Raw genomic sequence first — 18,081 nt, 5'->3', positions numbered from 1 at the left:
CTCTGATTTTTTGCCCGGCGCTGCTCGTGTTCGTGAATCTCCATCAGAGCGCAAACGCCTCGTGGCCTGACAGGTCCTCCGGCACCCGGCTTTTCACCACATCCTCCACCAACTGGCGCTCGAACTCGTCAAAGCACTTGTTCACGATGCCAAGCTCCAGCGCCCGGCCGGCGGGCAAACCCTGCCGCATCAGGCGGACAGCGGCAAGCAAGCCCCGCAGGTCCAGCGCCTTGGTGGAAATCTCCGCACTGTCGCATTTTCTGCGGATGTCGGAAAACAAGCTCGTCATCTGGTCAGCATAGGCGGGCTTCAACTCCGGAAACTCCCGGTGCAGTAACTTTAGAAGATTTTCCTCCGTAATGGACGGCATGTTGATGACAAGAAATCGGGAGGCCAGCGCTTCATTCAATTCTCGCGTTCCGGCGTAGCCATAGTTCATGGTGGCGATAAAGCGGGTGGCATCGGACAAGGGGATTCGGTCATAACCCGGTACGTCAATGCAGCGGCGAAAGTCCAGCGCAGCATGAAGAACCGCCAACGATTCATTTTTTGCCATGTTGATCTCGTCCAGCACACCGAAGCCTCCCTCCAGCGCGCAGCGGGCAATCGGCCCATGGCGCAGGGAAACCTCCCCTCCGCAAAGGGTATCCGTTCCGATCAGGGAGGCTGCGTCGGTGTTGATGTAAAACGACACGTCCCATTGGGGTCGTCCGAACAGGGCGGAGAGGTTCTCTGCCAAATCGTTTTTGCCCGTGGCTTTAGGGCCTGCCAGCAGAAGGTGCTCGCCGCTTAAAAGAGCGGAGATAGCCTCCTCCCAGATTTCCTTGCCGTAATAGGGATAGCGGGGCTTCGGAATGCGGTGGGCCACCGCCGCCCGGACCGGAAGCTGGTGATTTTTCCAATCCTCCGTCGCTTTCAAAAGAGCCTCACTCACACCCTCGGCCCGTAAAAACTCCATCAGCTCGACCATATCGTCCTCCGTTCCATAGGCGGCTGTACGCCGCCTGCTCGCGTTTTACCTTCTTTTGTTATACGCGGGTTTTTCCGTCTTGTCAAACTTCACCCCGAACTTCCAACAGTATTTTATGAAAAACCGACAAAAGACGGTTGGAGCTGATGGAAGCGGTGGAGAGAGGTGATGGCCTCTCCCCGGGGCGACCTGCTCTGGAAGTTGGACGTGGCCAGCAAGCTCCGCTTCTCCCATGAAAATCCCGATGTGAAAAGCCTGTACAGCAAATATCTCCGGGAGCCGCTGAGAAAACGGCCCCACCATCTGCTGCATACAAACCATTCCGCCTGGGTGATTTCCTTCGAGAATCATTCCCGGTAAAGGGTTGAAATTTTCCAGCACATGAAGTACCATAAAAGAAACCGGAATTTGGAAAGGAGCTTCTTATGAAACTGATTCACACTGAATACGCCCCTGCCGCCATAGGCCCCTATTCTCAGGGCTATGTTGTAAACGGCCTGCTGTTCACCTCCGGTCAACTGGGGCTGGACCCCGCCACCGGCGCGATGGCAGGCGAGGACATCGTCTCTCAATCCGAGCAGGTAATGAAAAACCTGTGCGCTCTGCTGGCCGCTGCGGGCAGCGATCCCTCCCGCGTGGTGAAAGCCACCTGCTTCCTCTCCGACATGGGGAACTTCGCCGCTTTTAACGAGGTGTACGGTAAATACTTTACCGAAAAACCCGCCCGCTCTTGCGTGGCCGTGAAAACCCTGCCCAAGGACGGACTTGTGGAAGTGGAAATCATCGCGGAGGTCTGATGCTTACGTTTGCCGGGTGAATTTTTAAAGACTCACTTCCCCGCCCACGGGAGACCCAGCATTCAGAACGGCGTTCGCATCAATTTCGCAAAAGCATATAAGAAGGGCATTCAATTTATCCTGTTAAAATGGAGGGCAGCTCTATGCCTTATATTGGGATTAACATCTCAAAGCTTCTGTCCGACCCGCAGAAGGACACACTGAAAACCGCGCTGGGTGCGAAAATTTCGCTGATTCCTGGGAAGAGCGAAAGCAAGCTGATGGTGGACATTTCCGACGGGCACACCATGTATCTGGCCGGTGAGAAGCGGGATCTTGCCTATGTGGACGTGAAGTGCTTCGGTGCCGCCGAGTTTGCGCACAAAAAGACGTTTACTGAGGCTGCGTTTGAGGCAATCCAGCAGACCACCGGCCTGCCGCAGGACGGCATTTATCTCACATACAGCGAGTTTGAACACTGGGGCACTCAAGGCACGATGAAATAAGTCGCCGATTCCCTTCGCAAGCGGTTTTTTTCCTTCTGCACGAGAAGGCACCAGCAAGTCCCTGTGCTTTGGAGAACTTTGTATTTTTGAGCTCATTAGTATGCTCTATCCTGCCAACATATGAAAACCGCCCGGACGCAATCGCGTCCGGGCGGGTTTTGTAAGCTCAATGTGGAATTCAGTCCTCATACGCGGGGAGTTCATCTCCCGCGCCGACCATGGCCGGAGCAGGAACCAGCTCCTCCGCAAATTCCTTGTAGGCCGCAAGGCCGGTACCGGCGGGAATCAGCTTGCCGATAATCACGTTCTCCTTCAGACCCAGCAGATGGTCCACCTTGCCCTTGATAGCGGCCTCGGTCAGAACCTTGGTCGTCTCCTGGAAGGAGGCTGCGGACAGGAAGGATTCAGTGGCCAGAGACGCCTTGGTGATACCCATGAGAAGCTGGGATCCCGACGCGTGGCGCAGAAGTTCGCCGTCTTCCCGACGCTCGCCCACCGCGTTGCGGCGGTCAACCTGTTCGTTGGCGTCCTCCAGATCCAGAAGATCCACCATGGAGCCGTCCAGCAGTTTGGTGTCGCCCGCGTCCTCCAGACGGACCTTGCGCATCATCTGGCGGACAATTACTTCGATGTGCTTGTCGTTGATATCCACGCCCTGCTGGCGATAAACCCGCAGGACTTCCTGAATGAGATAGTTGTACACCGCATCGCTGCCCCGCAGGCGCAAAACCTCGTGGGGATTCAGCGCGCCGTAGGTCAGGGCAACGCCCTGCGCCACGCGGTCCCCGTCCTTTACCAGAAGGCCGGTGTGCGGCACGGAATAGATGCGGGAATCGCCGTCATCCGCAGTGATAATGATATTCAATAGGCTACCCTTGGTGGCCTCTTCAAACTTAATTACGCCGGAAATTTCCGCCAGTTGCGCCATCCGCTTGGGCTTGCGGGCCTCGAACAGTTCTTCCACTCGGGGAAGGCCCTGCGTGATGTCGCCACCCGCCAGACCGCCGGTGTGGAAGGTTCGCATGGTCAACTGGGTACCGGGTTCGCCGATGGACTGAGCCGCGATGATTCCAACCGCCTCACCAGGGCCAACGGGCTGGGAGGTGGCAAGGTTCATACCGTAGCACCGGGCGCAAACGCCGCTGTGCGCTCCGCAGGTAAGCACCGTGCGGATCATCACCGTGGGCTTTCCGCCCTTTTCCGGATCAAAGGAGCACATGTCTCCCTCCCGGTTGTTTTTCTGAATCCAACGGCGGCCTTCCAGCAGCTTGGCGTCGTTTTCGTCCATCATCCGTTCGCTGGAGATCAGTTCCTCACCGGTGTCTGCATCCAAAACGCTGCTCACCAGGAACCGGCCCCGTAGACGGTCGGAGAATTTCTCGATGACCTGCCCATTTTCGCTGATTTCGGAAACACGGATGCCGTGGGTGGAGCCACAATCCTGCTGACGGATAATCACGTCCTGAGAAACGTCCACCATTCGGCGGGTCAGATAGCCGGAGTCCGCCGTACGAAGGGCGGTGTCGGCCAGGCCCTTTCGCGCGCCTCTGGAGGAAATGAAATACTCCAGCGCGGTCAGGCCCTCGCGGTAGTTTGCCTTGATGGGGATTTCGATGGTGCGGCCCGCCGTGTTGGCGATCAGGCCGCGCATGCCCGCAAGCTGACGAATCTGCTTCATGGAACCACGGGCGCCGGAGTCCGCCATCATGAAGATGGGGTTATACCGGTCCAGGTTCTTTTGCAGCGCGTCGGAAACCTCATTGGTGGTCTTTTCCCACTCGGCCACCACCTGCTTATAGCGCTCCTGATTGGTCATGAAGCCCATTTTATACTGGCTTTCAATGTCCAGCACCCGCTTTTCCGTCTGGGCCACCAGCTCGTATTTTCTGGGGGGGACGGCCATGTCCGCGATGGACACGGTAATGGCAGCGCGAGTGGAGTACTGATAGCCGGTGGCCTTCACCGCGTCCAGCACTTCGGCGGCGATGGTGAAGCCGTGCTTATTAATAGTGCGGTCCACGATGCGGCTCAGTTCTTTCTTGCCGCACTGGAAGGCCACCTCATAATCCAGCGCCTTATCCGTGTCGCTGCGGTCCACAAAGCCCAGATCCTGAGGAATATTGCGGTTGAAAATGATGCGGCCCGCAGTGCCCCGGATGATTCCGGTGCGCTCTACCCCGTCCACGGTCCGGGTGACCCGCACCAGAATCGGGCAGTGGGGGCCGATAACGTGGCTGTTGTAAGCCATCAGTGCTTCGTCCTCGCCCGCGTAGACATGGACGGGCCGGAAGGTGGCTTCCTTCTTCCCCTCGTTCTTCGCTGCCTTGTTGACGGCTAGGAACTCGTCGGCATCCACCTCCGCATCGGGGGTAAGGCCGGTTTCGCCCGCGTCGTCCACATACACCGTCTCCGCGCCCGTCTCGGCCTTGCCGATGCGCTCGTAGGTCAGGTAATAGGCGCCCAGCACCATGTCCTGCGTGGGCACGGTGACGGGGCCTCCGTCCTGCGGACGCAGGAGGTTATTGGCGGAAAGCATGAGAATCCGGGCCTCGGCCTGCGCTTCGGCGGACAGGGGCACGTGAATGGCCATCTGGTCGCCGTCAAAGTCGGCGTTGAACGCCGTGCAGTTCAGGGGATGGAGCTTTAATGCACGGCCGTCCACCAGCACCGGCTCGAAGGCCTGAATGCCCAGACGGTGCAGCGTGGGGGCGCGGTTGAGCATAACCGGGTGATCCTTGATAATCATGTCCAGCGCATCCCACACGTCGGTAGTGCCCTTATCCACCATTTTCTTGGCGGACTTGATGTTGTTGGCAGTGCCGTCCTCCACCAGCTTTTTCATGATGAAGGGACGGAACAACTCCACAGCCATCTCCTTGGGTACGCCGCACTGGTAAATTTTCATCTCAGGACCGACGACGATAACACTTCGGCCGGAGTAGTCCACGCGCTTACCCAACAGGTTCTGACGGAACCGGCCCTGCTTGCCCTTGAGCAGATCGCTCAGGGATTTCAGTGCCCGGTTGTTTGCGCCGGTGACGGCGCGGCCACGGCGGCCGTTGTCAATTAGAGCATCCACAGCCTCCTGAAGCATCCGCTTCTCGTTGCGCACGATAATGTCGGGTGCATTGAGCTGGATGAGCCGCTTGAGGCGGTTATTACGGTTGATGACCCGGCGGTAAAGGTCGTTGAGGTCGGACGTTGCAAACCGTCCGCCGTCCAGCTGCACCATGGGACGCAGCTCTGGCGGAATCACCGGCAGCACGTCAATCACCATCCACTCGGGCTTGTTTTGAGAGATGCGGAACGCGTCCACCACCTCAAGACGCTTGACAATCCGAGCCTTTTTCTGGCCGGAAGCGTCCTTCAGTTCGGTGTGGAGCTGCTGGGAAAGTTGATCCAGATCCACATCCTGAAGCAGCTTTTTCACGGCCTCCGCGCCCATTCCGGCGTGGAAATCGTCCTCATACTTCTCCCGATAGTCCCGATATTCCTTCTCAGAGAGAATCTGATTGCGTATCAGGGGCGTTTCGCCGGGGTCGGTGACGATATAGTTTGCGAAATACAGGACCTTCTCCAGAATCCGGGGGCTGATGTCCAGCAGCAGGCCCATCCGGGATGGAATGCCTTTGAAATACCAGATGTGGGAGACAGGGGTGGCCAGTTCGATGTGGCCCATGCGCTCCCGGCGCACCTTGGCCCGGGTAACTTCCACGCCGCAGCGGTCGCAGACCTTCCCCTTGTAGCGGATTTTCTTATACTTTCCGCAGTGGCACTCCCAGTCCTTGGTGGGCCCGAAAATCTTCTCACAGAATAACCCGTCCCGCTCGGGCTTTAAGGTGCGGTAGTTGATCGTCTCCGGCTTTTTGACCTCGCCGTAGGACCACTCTATAATCTGTTCGGGAGAGGCCATGCCGATTTTAATCGCGTCAAAGGCAACATTGTTGCCGGTAGCAGTGTCAATCATTTGGTTTCCTCCTATCATGATTCAGAAATGATGAGTTCTTCCGTATTGGTATCGCTCAAGCTCTGAATCACTCGTCGTCAAACCCGGTTTCCTCGCTCACGTCAAGGCCAGCGTCTGCGCCGGCATCTTCGGGAGCGTCCTCAATGTCAAATCCGGACTCCTTGAACTCCGTCTCCTCCACCACCGTTTGGTGGCGCTCTTCCTCAGCGTCCATGCGGGCCAGGTTAAAGGTGTCCATGGCGTCCTCGTCTTCCTTCAGCTCGATCTGGTTGCCGTTCTCGTCCAGCACCCGGATGTCCAGGCACAGGGATTGCAGCTCCTTCACCAGCACCTTGAAGGCCTCCGGCACGCCGGGCTCGGGCACATTGTGGCCCTTGACAATCGCCTCATAGGTCTTCACACGGCCCGTCACGTCATCGGACTTAACCGTGAGCATTTCCCGCAGGGTATACGCCGCGCCATAGGCTTCCAGCGCCCACATTTCCATCTCGCCGAAGCGCTGGCCACCAAATTGGGCCTTGCCGCCCAAGGGCTGCTGGGTTACCAGAGAGTAGGGGCCGGTGGACCGGGCGTGAATCTTATCGTCCACCAGATGGTGGAGCTTGAGGAAGTACACATAACCCACGGTTACTTTATTGTCAAAGGGCTCACCGGTCCGTCCGTCATACAGCAAGCTCTTGCCCTCGGGGTCCAGCCCCGCCTGCTGAAGCATGTCGGTGATGTCGGCTTCGTCGGCTCCGTCGAAAATGGGGGTGGCCACCTTGCAGCCAAGTGCATGGGCCGCATAGCCCAGATGGACCTCCAGCACCTGCCCGATGTTCATACGGGAGGGCACGCCCAGAGGGTTCAGTACGATGTCCAGCGGCGTACCGTCGGGCATGAAGGGCATATCTTCCTGCGGCAGAACCCGGGAAACCACGCCCTTGTTGCCGTGGCGGCCGGCCATCTTGTCACCCACCTGAATCTTACGGCGCTGGGCCACGTATACGCGAACCACCTGATTCACGCCCGGCCCCAGCTCGTCGCCCGCCTCGCGGGTGAACACCTTCGCGTCCACCACGATGCCGGTTTCGCCATGGGGAACCTTCAAAGAGGTGTCCCGGACCTCACGGGCCTTTTCACCGAAAATGGCCCGCAGAAGCCGCTCTTCAGCAGTGAGATCCGTCTCGCCCTTGGGCGTGACTTTTCCCACCAGAATGTCGCCGGCGTGGACCTCAGCGCCGATACGGATGATGCCGTTTTCGTCCAGATCCTTCAGCGCGTCCTCGCCCACGTTGGGGATATCACGGGTAATCTCCTCGGGACCAAGCTTGGTGTCCCGGGAGTCAAGTTCAAATTCCTCGATGTGAATGGAGGTGTACATATCCTCCCGGACCAGTCGCTCGTTAAGCAGCACCGCGTCCTCGTAGTTGTAGCCTTCCCAGGTCATGAAGCCAACCAGAATGTTCTGGCCCAGGGCAATTTCGCCCTGCTCAGTGGCGGGACCGTCCGCCAGTACGCTGGGCGTGATCTCCCTGCCGTTGGCGTCGAATCCGGGGCCGTGTACCCGCTCGCCCACATCCACAATGGGACGCTGGTTGATGCAGGTGGTGTGGTTGGAGCGGAGGAACTTCACCAGCTTATAGTCCTTCGTTTCGCCGGAGTCGTATTTCACGGCAACGTGCCGCGCGTCCATGGATACAACTACGCCGTCGCCCTCCGCCAGCACCGCCACCTCGGAGTCGATGCAGATCTTGTGCTCCATGCCGGTTCCGACAATGGGGGCGTGGGGTTTGAGCAGAGGCACGGCCTGCCGCTGCATGTTCGCGCCCATCAGTGCGCGGTTGGCGTCATCGTTAGGCAGGAAGGGAATCATGGCTGTTGCGATGGAAACCATCATTCGGGGGGACACGTCGATATAGTCCACCCGGTCCCGGTCCACCTCCACGATTTCGTCCCGGTGCCGTGCGGTGATACGGGTATTGATGAGACAGCCGTCCTCATCCAGAGGCTCGGCAGCCTGACCGACGATGTAGTTGTCTTCCTCGTCGGCGGTCATATAGGTGATATCCCTCGCCACGTGGAAGCTCTCCTTGTCCACCGCGCGGTAGGGGGCCTCGATAAAGCCATATTCATTAATACGGGCATAGGTAGCGAGATAGGAAATCAAGCCGATGTTGGGACCTTCCGGCGTCTCGATGGGGCACATACGGCCATAGTGGCTGTAATGCACGTCACGGACTTCCATGTTGGCGCGCTCGCGGCTCAGACCGCCGGGTCCGAGAGCGGAAAGACGGCGCTTGTGGGTCAGCTCCGCCAGCGGGTTCGTCTGGTCCATGAACTGGCTGAGGGGGCTGGAACCAAAGAACTCCTTGATGGCGGCGGTGACAGGCCGGATGTTGATCAGGCTCTGGGGCGTGACGATGTCCATGTCCTGAATGGTCATGCGCTCCCGAATCACCCGCTCCATCCGACTGAAGCCGATGCGGAACTGGTTTTGCAGCAGCTCGCCCACGCACCGCAGGCGGCGGTTGCCCAGATGGTCGATGTCGTCCCGGTTGGAAACATTCCGGGCAAGACAGTTCATATAGTTAATCGAAGTGAGGATATCGTCAATATTGATGTGCTTGGGAACCAGCGCATCCCGATGGAGGCGGATCTGCTCTTTCAGCTCCTCGCCGGAGTATTGGCCCAGCAGCTCCTGAAGCACGTTGTACCGCACCCGCTCTTTGATTTTGCACTCGGCAAAGGGATCAAAGTCCACAAAGTGCTGCAGGTCACACATACCGTTTCCGATGACCTTCATAGCTTCGCCGTCTGCAATAATGCTGACCTCGCTGACGCCGCAGGCGTCCAGCCGCTTGGCTTCCTCCACGGTGAGCAGGTGTCCGTCCTCAAACAGGATTTCTCCGGTGGAGGGGTCCGCCACGGGCAGGGCCAGCTTGTATCCGGCTACACGGGGCCACAGGCACAGTTTTTTGTTGAACTTATATCGGCCCACGATGGACAGATCGTAGCGCCGGGGATCGAAAAACAGATTGTTCATCAGCGTCACGCAGGCTTCCACCGTGGGGGGCTCGCCGGGACGAAGCTTGCGGTAAATCTCCAGCATGGCCTCTTCATAGGTCTTGCAGGGGTCTTTCTCAAGGGTCGCCAAAATACGGGGATCATCCCCGAATCGGGCGAGGATCTCCGCATCGGTCTTCAGCCCAAGAGAGCGCAGCAGGCAGGTGACGGGCAGCTTCCGGTTTTTGTCAATCCGAACCCAGAAGCACTCATTGGCGTCCGTTTCATACTCCAGCCAAGCGCCCCGATACGGAATCACGGTGGCACTGAGAATGGGAAGGTCCGTCTTCAGGTCAATTTCCTTGCCATAGTACACACCGGGGGAACGGACAATCTGAGAAACCACAACCCGCTCCGCACCGTTGATGACAAAGGTGCCTCCGTGGGTCATCAGAGGGAAATCTCCCATGAAGATTTCCTGCTCCTTAATTTCTTCCGTCTCCTTGTTGCGCAGGCGGACGGTCACCTTCAAAGGCGCGGCGTACGTGGCGTCGCGCGCTTTGCACTCCTCCACATTGTACTTGGGAGCCTCGTCCATCTTATAGTCGATGAAGGTCAACTCCAGATTTCCCTGATAGTCGGCAATGGAACCCACGTCGGCGAAGACCTCACGCAGGCCTTCCTCCCAGAACCACCGGTATGATTTCTTCTGAATCTCCAGCAGGTTGGGTACGGGCATGACTTCCTCGTACCGGGCAAAGTTCTTACGAAGGGTCTTTCCGTAATACTTGTCTTTGGACATCTCTGATTCACGCAGCCTTTCTGTCCGCTCCTCCGGCCCTGTCCGGCCGGGAAAGGGGACTTTAAGTTGTGAGCGGACAATTAAAACGACACACCCGGATGGGTTGTTAAAATTTCATTGCTCGCTCTTGCTTTTTTATAGGAACTATGCTATCTTAATAATAGTAAATAAGAGTGGATTGGTATCTGTTCTGTCCACAAAGCATCTCATTATATCATTTTTATTCCCGCCTGTCAAGGCGGTTTTTCTATTTTAAGGGTGTTTTTAAGGCATTTTCGCCCAGTGCATTTGGCCAAATTTTACAAAGTAAAAAAACGGGCCGCCCATTGTTAAGGGCGGCCCGTTTTTTTCAAGAATATAGCTGCTCGTCGTTGTAATCATCGTATTCGCTGCCAAAGCGCTGATCCATCCGCTTTTTCAGGCCGCTGTACCCCACGCTGAGATCGTGCCAGCCACCGATGAGCAGGCAGACGAACGCCGCCAGAGCCAGACTTGCTCCCACAATTTTCATCACCATGCGCGCGGTTTTACTCATATCATGTCCTCCTTTTACGGGTGCTTTTCACTGCTTCATCAATTAACCTTGAACTGCATTAATATGATACACCAGTGCGGAAAATATTACAAGTATGGCATCTCGTAATTCTTTTCTGCAAGAGCGTTTTCCAAAATTTTTGGTCACATTTCACAGAAGTAGGCGGCGCAGCAACGGCGCAAAGCGGTCCAGACTGCCCGCTGCGTTGTCCACCTCGCCCGGCTTCACGGGCAGACCGCCAATCACAGTAGAAAAGGACTTCTTTTTGGGGCTAATCCAACGGGTTTCTGTTGCCGCCAGCACACCCCGCAGCGTCGGGGCTTCTCTCCATACATCGCTCATACGGGTCTCTCCCCACGCAGACATTGTTCATCCGTTGCCCTCCTGTATGAAATAGCATATCACTTTGTGCCCCGCGCAGCGCTCACTTTTTTCGGGCGGCACGATTTTTCCGGAAGGTTCTTAATTGTCAATAGAACATGTCCCACTTTCCAAAAAAGCGGGAATCAATCTTGATTTGTGCAAAAAGGCCTCCGCGCCATCGGTGCGGGGGCCTTTCAATGGCTCAATATTTCCCCGCAAATGAGAAGGGCATGGCGCCTGCACCGGACTCCGCCTGGGGTTCTTCCCGGTTCTGGACCGCTGGAATGAGGGCAACTTGCTCGTCTTTCAACTTGAACTGCCCCACCAGTTCCCGCAGCGTCTGTGCCTGAGCGGACATCTCTTCACTGGAGGCTGCGCTCTCTTCACTGGTGGCGGAGTTGTTCTGCACAACACCGGAAATCTGGTCAATTCCCCGAGAGATTTGGGCAATGGCGGCTGCCTGCTGCTGGGCAGCATCCGCAATTTTCTCCACCATCTCTGCCGTGGTCCGGGAGCTAACGGCCGCTGCATCTAGATTTGCGGCTGTGGTGTCCACAATCCCGGTGCCCTTGGCAACAGACTGCACTGCGGACTCAATCAGTGTAGCAGTATCCTTAGAGGCCGCGGCAGATTTTCCGGCAAGGTTGCGCACCTCGTCCGCGACCACAGCAAAGCCCTTGCCTGCTTCTCCGGCTCTGGCGGCCTCCACAGCGGCATTCAGCGCCAAAATGTTCGTTTGGAACGCAATGTCCTCAATGGTTTTGATGATGCGCCCAATCTGTTTGGAGTTTTCGCTGATTTCGTCCATGGCGGATACCATGTCCTTCATTTGCCGGTCGCACTCCCGCATCATCGTCCCCGTCTCGTCCACCTTACGGCGGGCCTCTTCTGCGTTTTTGGAGGTATCCCCGATTTGAGTGGAAACCTCCGTCACGGTGGCCGCCAACTCCTCCACGGAGGACGCCTGCTCTGTGGCGCCCTGACTCAGCGCCTGTGCGCCTGCGGCCACCTGCTCGCTGCCAAGAGCCACCTGATCCGCAGACAGGCCAATCTGCCGCATGGTTTCATTCATGCGTATCAGCATGTTGCCCAAAGAGGCACGCAGCGCCGTATAATCGCCCTGATACAGCGCGTCATTGGAGGTAGAAACTGTTAAATTGCCCTGGGCAACGCCGCTCAGGCCCTGTTCAAAGTCCACGATAATCCCCGAAATGGTCCGGGTGATGGAGGATGTTGCCTCCGCAAGACGTTTTGTCTCATTCCGACTGCGAACCTCCGGCACCGGTGACGTCAAATCCCCCTGGGCCAGCAGCTCCAGCCGGTGAGTGCATTTTGCCACGGGTTCACCAATCCGCTTGGACACCCGCAAAGCAACCACCACAGCCCACACAATCGTCACCACAATCAAAACCATGGTAATAAAGATCGCCCGGAAGGTGGAGTCCATAAAATCATTCATAGGCGCATTGATGGCAAGGCTCCACCCGTCGGAATCTTGGATTGGCGCATAGGCCAGAAATTTGGTCACGCCGTTATAGGCGTACTGTCCAAAGCCGACCTCTCCTCCTGTCATTTTTCCTTCCAGCGCAGCCAACCCCGCAAGGGACGCGTCCGATTTGGCTTCCTCAGAAGTGTTTTTCTGACTGATCACAACGTCCATGCCTTGATCGGCAATGACCGTGCCCTGATTATTGAGCATGTAAGCGCTCCCGTTTTCGCTGACATGAATCTCGGACACGATATCATTGAGAAATGTTTCCTTGGGAACGAAATACACAACACCGGTCACCAGGCTTCCAGAAACGCCGCCTTGCCAGATGGGCGCGGCGACCACCACGGTCATGGCCCCGGTCTTCTTGCTCACCAGCGGGTCAGAAACCCATACCTTGCCCGCCTTTGCCTGCTTGAAATACTCACGGTCGGAATAGTTAACCCCGTCAAGAATACTCTTTCCGTCCAGATTTAGTACATTTCCCCGCTGATAGCCGTGATCCTTGGCCCTCTGGTCAATGATGGCCTGCTTGTCCTCCTTTGTAACGGAGTCATTGGAAAGCCGCGCCACGCAGCCGGTTTCCATCGCCACGTTTTTAATCGCATCCAGTTCTGCCTGCACCTTGTCGGCTGCCGCGTCGGAAATCTGCTCCATAGTCATTTCCAAGGTGTCCTTTGTACTGCTAAAAATCAGGAATGAGGTAAGTGACCCCAGCAAAATGGTGGAAACGGCCGTCAGAATGCAGATTGCCAGCATTAGTTCCTTTCGGATCGTGCTTTGCCGTTTTCTCCGTCCGTTCATTTGCCCGCTGGATTTCTCTTTCTTCTTTGCCGCTCGTTTCATAAGCACTCTCCTCTTTCTACCTTTTCTATCTAAGCCGCACAGCGGTGGACTTACAAAGCTGCCGTCCGCCATAAAACGGGCCGCATGTATGAAAAAGCGCTTTTCTCCCGCGCGGTCCGAAACCTCCCCGATCCGACCCCGGCGAAAATTTACACGTTGAAGCGGAAATAAATCATGTCCCCGTCCTGAACTACATAGTCTTTGCCCTCACTGCGCAGAAGACCCTTCTCTTTGGCCTGATTGACTCCCCCGCAACTTACCATGTCCTCATAGGCAATGACCTCCGCCCGGATAAAGCCTCGCTCGATGTCGGTATGGATTTTTCCGGCGGCCTGAGGGGCCTTTGTCCCCTTCTTGATGGTCCACGCGCGGCATTCGTCCTTTCCATAGGTCAAAAAGGAAATCAGGCCCAGCAGGGAATAAGAGCATTTAATCAGCCGGTCCAAACCGGACTCCTTCACGCCCAGCTCCTCCAGAAACAGCTCCTTCTCCTCGCCCTCCAGCTCCGCAATGTCCTGCTCCAGCCGGGCGCAGATGGGCAGCACCTGACTGCCCTCCCTTTCGGCAAGCGCGCTCACCTGCTGATAATACTTGTTTTCCTCCAGCTTGGTAAAGCCCGCCTCGTCGGTGTTGGCAGCGTAAATCACAGGCTTCAGGCTCAAAAGGTCAGCGGTGGCAATCATCGCCAGCTCGTCCGGCTCGCAGTCATACGTACGGGCAGGTTTGCCCGCATCCAGATGTGCCGCCAGAGCGCGGAACACCGCCTCCTCCCTGAGAAACTTTTTATCGCCCTTGGCCGCCTTGGCGGCCTTTTCGGCGCGGCGGTTTACCATTTCAAGATCGGCCATCACCAGCTCCAGATCAATGGTCCCAATATCGCCCAGCGGATCCACGGGCATATTCGTCCCCGCGTCAGCCACCACGTGCATAATGTTTTCGTCGTCAAAGCAGCGGACCACGTGAACAATGGCATCCGTCTCCCGAATATTGGCCAGGAACTTATTGCCAAGGCCCGCGCCCTGACTTGCCCCCTTCACCAGGCCCGCAATATCCACAAATTCCACCACGGCAGGGGTTTTCTTGTCCGGCTCATAAATCCGGGCCAAATCGTCCAGCCGCTCGTCCGGAACAGCCACCACACCCACATTGGGCTCGATGGTGCAGAAGGGATAGTTGGCGCACTCCGCGCCCGCGTTGGTGATGGCGTTGAACAAGGTGCTCTTGCCCACATTGGGCAGGCCCACGATTCCTAATTTCATGAAAGAATCCTCCACATTTGTCATATTGTAACATTTATTTTTCCAAAATACAAATTTTTTTCAACTTTTTAACAAAATCCCCAATATCTAATCACGGCCTGAGCACCGCAAATCGGGCCCGTGCCAATTTACTTTCTTTTATCGGTAGACCCGAACCGCTGGTCAACATCCATTTTGGCCATTACGCTTCCGCATCATGTGCCGTTTTCTTCAACCCCTCTAAACAGTATCCGTATATTTTCCACGACGACTTAAACTTTCATGTTGTTACAATTCTTAAAAATCATTTGGAAAATATTGTAACGATTTCGGGTATTCTAACGTCTTAATAGTATGTAGGGAATTGAAAACCGGCGCTCCCACGTCCCTGAAGGCACGAAAAGAGCAGTCCGATGCAGTAAACTTGCAGCAACTATTTCGCAATATCTCTGTCAACTGCTAATATCAGTGTGGGACAAATGGATAAATCTTTTAAGGTTGATTGCATTAAAAACTCATTTTCCCGCAGATAATTTTTAAACATTTTGTTTTTAGGATAACTGGAGTAAGGAGAAAAACAATGATTTGCATGATATGTGCAATGGCAATTATCGGAGCCCTATGTACTGCAACGGGAGGAATTGGCATAAATCTTATATATGCCGCCGAAAATCGAGAAGCTTACAGTAATCAATCATATATGCCTGCCACTGAAGTAATTGCTATGACAAGAGCATCAAATATTCTATTCTTCGACATCGGATTGACCGTTGCCGGTCTATTCATCTTATCTCTCTCACTCTATTTGGGTTTTAAATATATGAGCAACACTCGATAAAATAGGAAACAGGTTCTTTAATATCCCTTTTTCAGACGGAACACTCACCCGTACGCTCGGCATGGCTGCGGAGGATTTGCTTCAGAGACAGCGTAAGTACCATGCCGCAGTCACAGGCCGAGTATCCCCCGGCGAAGAGCAAGCGCCTGCGTTGCAGGCGCTTGCCGTTTTTTATTTTGGGCGGGTCCGCCGCCAACAGGGGTACATCTCCGTGTGCAAATACTTCGTGGGGCTTAGCGCGGCTTTACAATCAGGTTGATCAGGCGGTTTTTTACATAGATGGTCTTGACAATCTCCATGCCCTCCACGGCCTTTTGAACCTTCTCCACTTCCAAAGCGGCGGTCTTCACCGCCTCCTCGCCGCAGTCGGCAGGCATGACCACGGTGCCCTTTAGCTTGCCGCCCACCTGTATCGCCATCTCCACGGTGGCGGCGGCGGTTTTGCTCTCATCAAAGGCAGGCCACGGCTGCCGACAGGCCATGTCACCCGTCATCCCGGCAAAGCCCAGACTCTCCCACAGCTCCTCCGTGATATGGGGCGCAAAGGGGCTGAGCAACAGCAGCAGATATTTCATATCGCCCCGGCTGGCGCCGTTGGCATAAAACTCGTTCACCAAGGTCATCATGGCGGAGATGGCGGTGTTCATCTTCAGCTCGTCGATGTCCTCCGTCACCTTCTTGATGGTCTTGTGGATCATCGGCTCGTTGGCGGGGGTTACTTCATAGCTGTCGGAGGCGGACTCCGCCAGATTCCACACCCTATCCAAAAAGCGCTTGGAGCCCTTCACGGCCTCGTTGGACCAGGAGACAGCCTTTTCAAAGTCCCCGATGAACATGATATGCAGGCGCATGGTGTCTGCGCCGTACTGCTCCACAATGTCGTTGGGATTCACCACATTGCCACGGGACTTGGACATCTTCTCGCCGCCCTCGCCCAAGATCATGCCGTGGCTGGTGCGCTTCTGATACGGCTCCTTAGTGGGAACCACGCCGATGTCGTAGAGGAACTTGTGCCAGAACCGGCTATACAGCAGGTGGAGCGTGGTGTGCTCCATGCCGCCGTTGTACCAGTCCACGGGGGACCAGTAGTCCAGCGCTTCCTTGGAAGCCAGCGCATTTTCATTGTGGGGGTCCATATACCGCAGGAAATACCAGCTGGACCCAGCCCACTGGGGCATGGTGTCCGTCTCCCGCCGGGCGGGGCCGCCGCAGTGGGGGCAAGTAGTGGAAACCCAGTCGGTCATGGCGGAGAGAGGACTTTCGCCGTCCTCCGTCGGCTCGTAGTTCTCCACGTTGGGCAGCACCAGAGGAAGCTGCTCTTCCGGCAGGGGGACCCAGCCGCACTTTTCGCAATTCACCATGGGAATCGGCTCGCCCCAATACCGCTGACGGGAGAACACCCAGTCCCGCAGCTTATAGTTGGTCTTGGCCTGGCCGATGCCCTTTTCCACCAGCCAATCTTTCATGGCGGGGATGGCCTCTTTCACGGTCATCCCGTCTAAGAAGCCGGAGTTCACCATGATCCCGGTGTCGTCCTTCAGGGCGAAGGCCTCCTTGATGATATCGCCGCCCCGGACAACCTCCACGATGGGAAGGCCGAACTTTGTCGCAAACTCCCAGTCGCGCTGGTCATGGCCCGGCACACCCATGACGATACCTGTTCCATAAGTGATCAGCACATAGTCGGAGACAAACACAGGGATTTTATCGCCGGTGACGGGATGGACGGCGGAAATGCCCTCCAGCCGCACGCCGGATTTTTCCTTGTTCAGCTCCGTGCGCTCCAGATCAGACTTGCGGGCCGCCGCGTCCATATAGGCCGCCACCTCGTCCCAGTTCTTGATCTGATCCTTCCACTTTTTAAGATATTCATGCTCTGGCGACAGGACCATGTAGGTCACGCCAAACAGCGTGTCGCACCGTGTGGTGTATACCGTAAGTTTATCTCCGTTGTCGGCGGTGAAGTCTACCTCCGTGCCCTCGGACCGGCCAATCCAGTTGCGCTGCTGGATTTTCACCCGCTCGATATAGTCCACATCTTCCAGATCGTCAATCAAACGCTGGGCATACTCGGTGATTTTCAGCATCCACTGGCTCTTCTCCTTGCGGACCACGGCGCTGCCGCAGCGCTCGCACACGCCCTCAACCACCTCTTCGTTGGCCAGCACGCACTTGCAGGAGGTGCACCAGTTGACGGGCATGGTGGACTTATAGGCAAGCCCCTTTTTGAACATCTGGAGGAAAATCCACTGGGTCCACTTGTAGTAGCTCGGGTCGGTGGTGTCCACCTCCCGATCCCAGTCGAAGGAGTAACCCAAAGACTGAATCTGGCGGCGGAAATTGGCAATATTGTCTTCCGTCACTTTCCGGGGATGGATGTGCATTTTAATGGCGTAGTTCTCCGTAGGCAGACCGAACGCGTCAAACCCCATGGGGAACAAAACGTTGTAGCCCTGCATCCGCTTTTTGCGGCAGATGATATCCATGGCGGTATAGGGCCGGGGATGGCCCACGTGAAGCCCCTGCCCAGAGGGATAGGGAAACTCGATCAGTCCATAGAACTTAGGCCTAGAGGTGTCGCCGTTGACGGCGGCGAAAGGCTTTTCCGCAAGCCATCGCTCCTGCCACTTTTTTTCTATGCCGGTAAAATCATACTTCATTTTACAAGACCGTTCCTTTCTGATGTTTGCCCCGGTCGGGCAACGAAAAAATACGCCCCTGACCGCAGCGGTCAGGGGCGTTGTGACGCGATACCACCCTGATTCA

At 56.2% G+C, this 18,081-nt stretch carries 11 protein-coding genes; 3 read left to right on the top strand and 8 right to left on the bottom strand.

The window, feature by feature from the left end; all coding sequences use genetic code 11:
- Positions 1–43: 43 nt before the first annotated feature.
- Entirely contained in the window at positions 44–970 is a 927-nt protein-coding gene (locus RT018_RS09975) for a MoxR family ATPase (protein WP_312941525.1), read from the bottom strand.
- Positions 971–1,138: 168 nt separating this feature from the next.
- On the opposite strand from RT018_RS09975, the gene RT018_RS09970 reads away from it, so the two are divergent.
- From RT018_RS09970 to RT018_RS09960, 3 genes are all read left to right on the top strand, one after another.
- Entirely contained in the window at positions 1,139–1,330 is a 192-nt protein-coding gene (locus tag RT018_RS09970; RefSeq protein ID WP_312941524.1) for an iron hydrogenase small subunit, read from the top strand.
- A 65-nt stretch (positions 1,331–1,395) separates the two neighbouring features.
- Positions 1,396–1,767, top strand: a complete 372-nt coding sequence (locus RT018_RS09965) for a RidA family protein (protein WP_312941522.1) — start codon at positions 1,396–1,398, stop codon at positions 1,765–1,767.
- A gap of 143 nt (positions 1,768–1,910) precedes the next feature.
- Positions 1,911–2,252, top strand: coding sequence for a phenylpyruvate tautomerase MIF-related protein (locus RT018_RS09960; RefSeq protein ID WP_312941520.1), 342 nt, complete (start codon positions 1,911–1,913; stop codon positions 2,250–2,252).
- Between the two features lie 178 nt (positions 2,253–2,430).
- Here RT018_RS09960 and rpoC read toward each other — a convergent pair whose 3' ends face one another.
- From rpoC to leuS, 7 genes are all read right to left on the bottom strand, one after another.
- Positions 2,431–6,219, bottom strand: a complete 3,789-nt coding sequence (rpoC, locus tag RT018_RS09955; protein ID WP_312941518.1) for a DNA-directed RNA polymerase subunit beta' — start codon at positions 6,217–6,219, stop codon at positions 2,431–2,433.
- A gap of 67 nt (positions 6,220–6,286) precedes the next feature.
- Positions 6,287–10,006 carry a DNA-directed RNA polymerase subunit beta gene (gene rpoB / locus RT018_RS09950; protein WP_312941516.1) on the bottom strand — a complete coding sequence of 1,240 codons (3,720 nt, stop codon included), beginning with the start codon at positions 10,004–10,006 and terminating at the stop codon, positions 6,287–6,289.
- 349 nt (positions 10,007–10,355) lie between these two features.
- The gene (locus tag RT018_RS09945) at positions 10,356–10,541 is read right to left on the bottom strand and encodes a hypothetical protein (RefSeq protein WP_294855775.1); all 186 of its coding nucleotides are present in this window, start codon (positions 10,539–10,541) and stop codon (positions 10,356–10,358) included.
- A 150-nt stretch (positions 10,542–10,691) separates the two neighbouring features.
- The gene (locus tag RT018_RS09940) at positions 10,692–10,883 is read right to left on the bottom strand and encodes a hypothetical protein (RefSeq protein ID WP_312941514.1); all 192 of its coding nucleotides are present in this window, start codon (positions 10,881–10,883) and stop codon (positions 10,692–10,694) included.
- A 223-nt stretch (positions 10,884–11,106) separates the two neighbouring features.
- On the bottom strand, positions 11,107–13,239 hold the full coding sequence (locus tag RT018_RS09935) for a methyl-accepting chemotaxis protein (protein ID WP_312941512.1): 2,133 nt from the start codon (positions 13,237–13,239) through the stop codon (positions 11,107–11,109).
- Between the two features lie 149 nt (positions 13,240–13,388).
- The gene (ychF, locus tag RT018_RS09930) at positions 13,389–14,498 is read right to left on the bottom strand and encodes a redox-regulated ATPase YchF (RefSeq protein WP_312941511.1); all 1,110 of its coding nucleotides are present in this window, start codon (positions 14,496–14,498) and stop codon (positions 13,389–13,391) included.
- Between the two features lie 1,050 nt (positions 14,499–15,548).
- Complete coding sequence (leuS, locus tag RT018_RS09925; protein WP_312941509.1) at positions 15,549–17,975, bottom strand: leucine--tRNA ligase; 2,427 nt, start codon at positions 17,973–17,975, stop codon at positions 15,549–15,551.
- Between the last annotated feature and the right edge of the window lie 106 nt (positions 17,976–18,081).

Source organism: Oscillibacter sp., from assembly GCF_032060045.1.
Lineage (GTDB): Bacteria > Bacillota > Clostridia > Oscillospirales > Oscillospiraceae > Oscillibacter.
This window is presented reverse-complemented; position numbering and strand designations above follow the sequence as displayed.

Coding starts and splice junctions, on each gene's coding strand:
- RT018_RS09975 (WP_312941525.1), bottom strand. CDS start 970: ATGGTCGAGCTGATGGAGTTTTTACGGGCCGAGGGTGTGAGTGAGGCT.
- RT018_RS09935 (WP_312941512.1), bottom strand. CDS start 13,239: ATGAAACGAGCGGCAAAGAAGAAAGAGAAATCCAGCGGGCAAATGAAC.
- ychF (WP_312941511.1), bottom strand. CDS start 14,498: ATGAAATTAGGAATCGTGGGCCTGCCCAATGTGGGCAAGAGCACCTTG.
- RT018_RS09945 (WP_294855775.1), bottom strand. CDS start 10,541: ATGAGTAAAACCGCGCGCATGGTGATGAAAATTGTGGGAGCAAGTCTG.
- leuS (WP_312941509.1), bottom strand. CDS start 17,975: ATGAAGTATGATTTTACCGGCATAGAAAAAAAGTGGCAGGAGCGATGG.
- RT018_RS09960 (WP_312941520.1), top strand. CDS start 1,911: ATGCCTTATATTGGGATTAACATCTCAAAGCTTCTGTCCGACCCGCAG.
- RT018_RS09970 (WP_312941524.1), top strand. CDS start 1,139: ATGGCCTCTCCCCGGGGCGACCTGCTCTGGAAGTTGGACGTGGCCAGC.
- RT018_RS09940 (WP_312941514.1), bottom strand. CDS start 10,883: ATGAGCGATGTATGGAGAGAAGCCCCGACGCTGCGGGGTGTGCTGGCG.
- rpoB (WP_312941516.1), bottom strand. CDS start 10,006: ATGTCCAAAGACAAGTATTACGGAAAGACCCTTCGTAAGAACTTTGCC.
- RT018_RS09965 (WP_312941522.1), top strand. CDS start 1,396: ATGAAACTGATTCACACTGAATACGCCCCTGCCGCCATAGGCCCCTAT.
- rpoC (WP_312941518.1), bottom strand. CDS start 6,219: ATGATTGACACTGCTACCGGCAACAATGTTGCCTTTGACGCGATTAAA.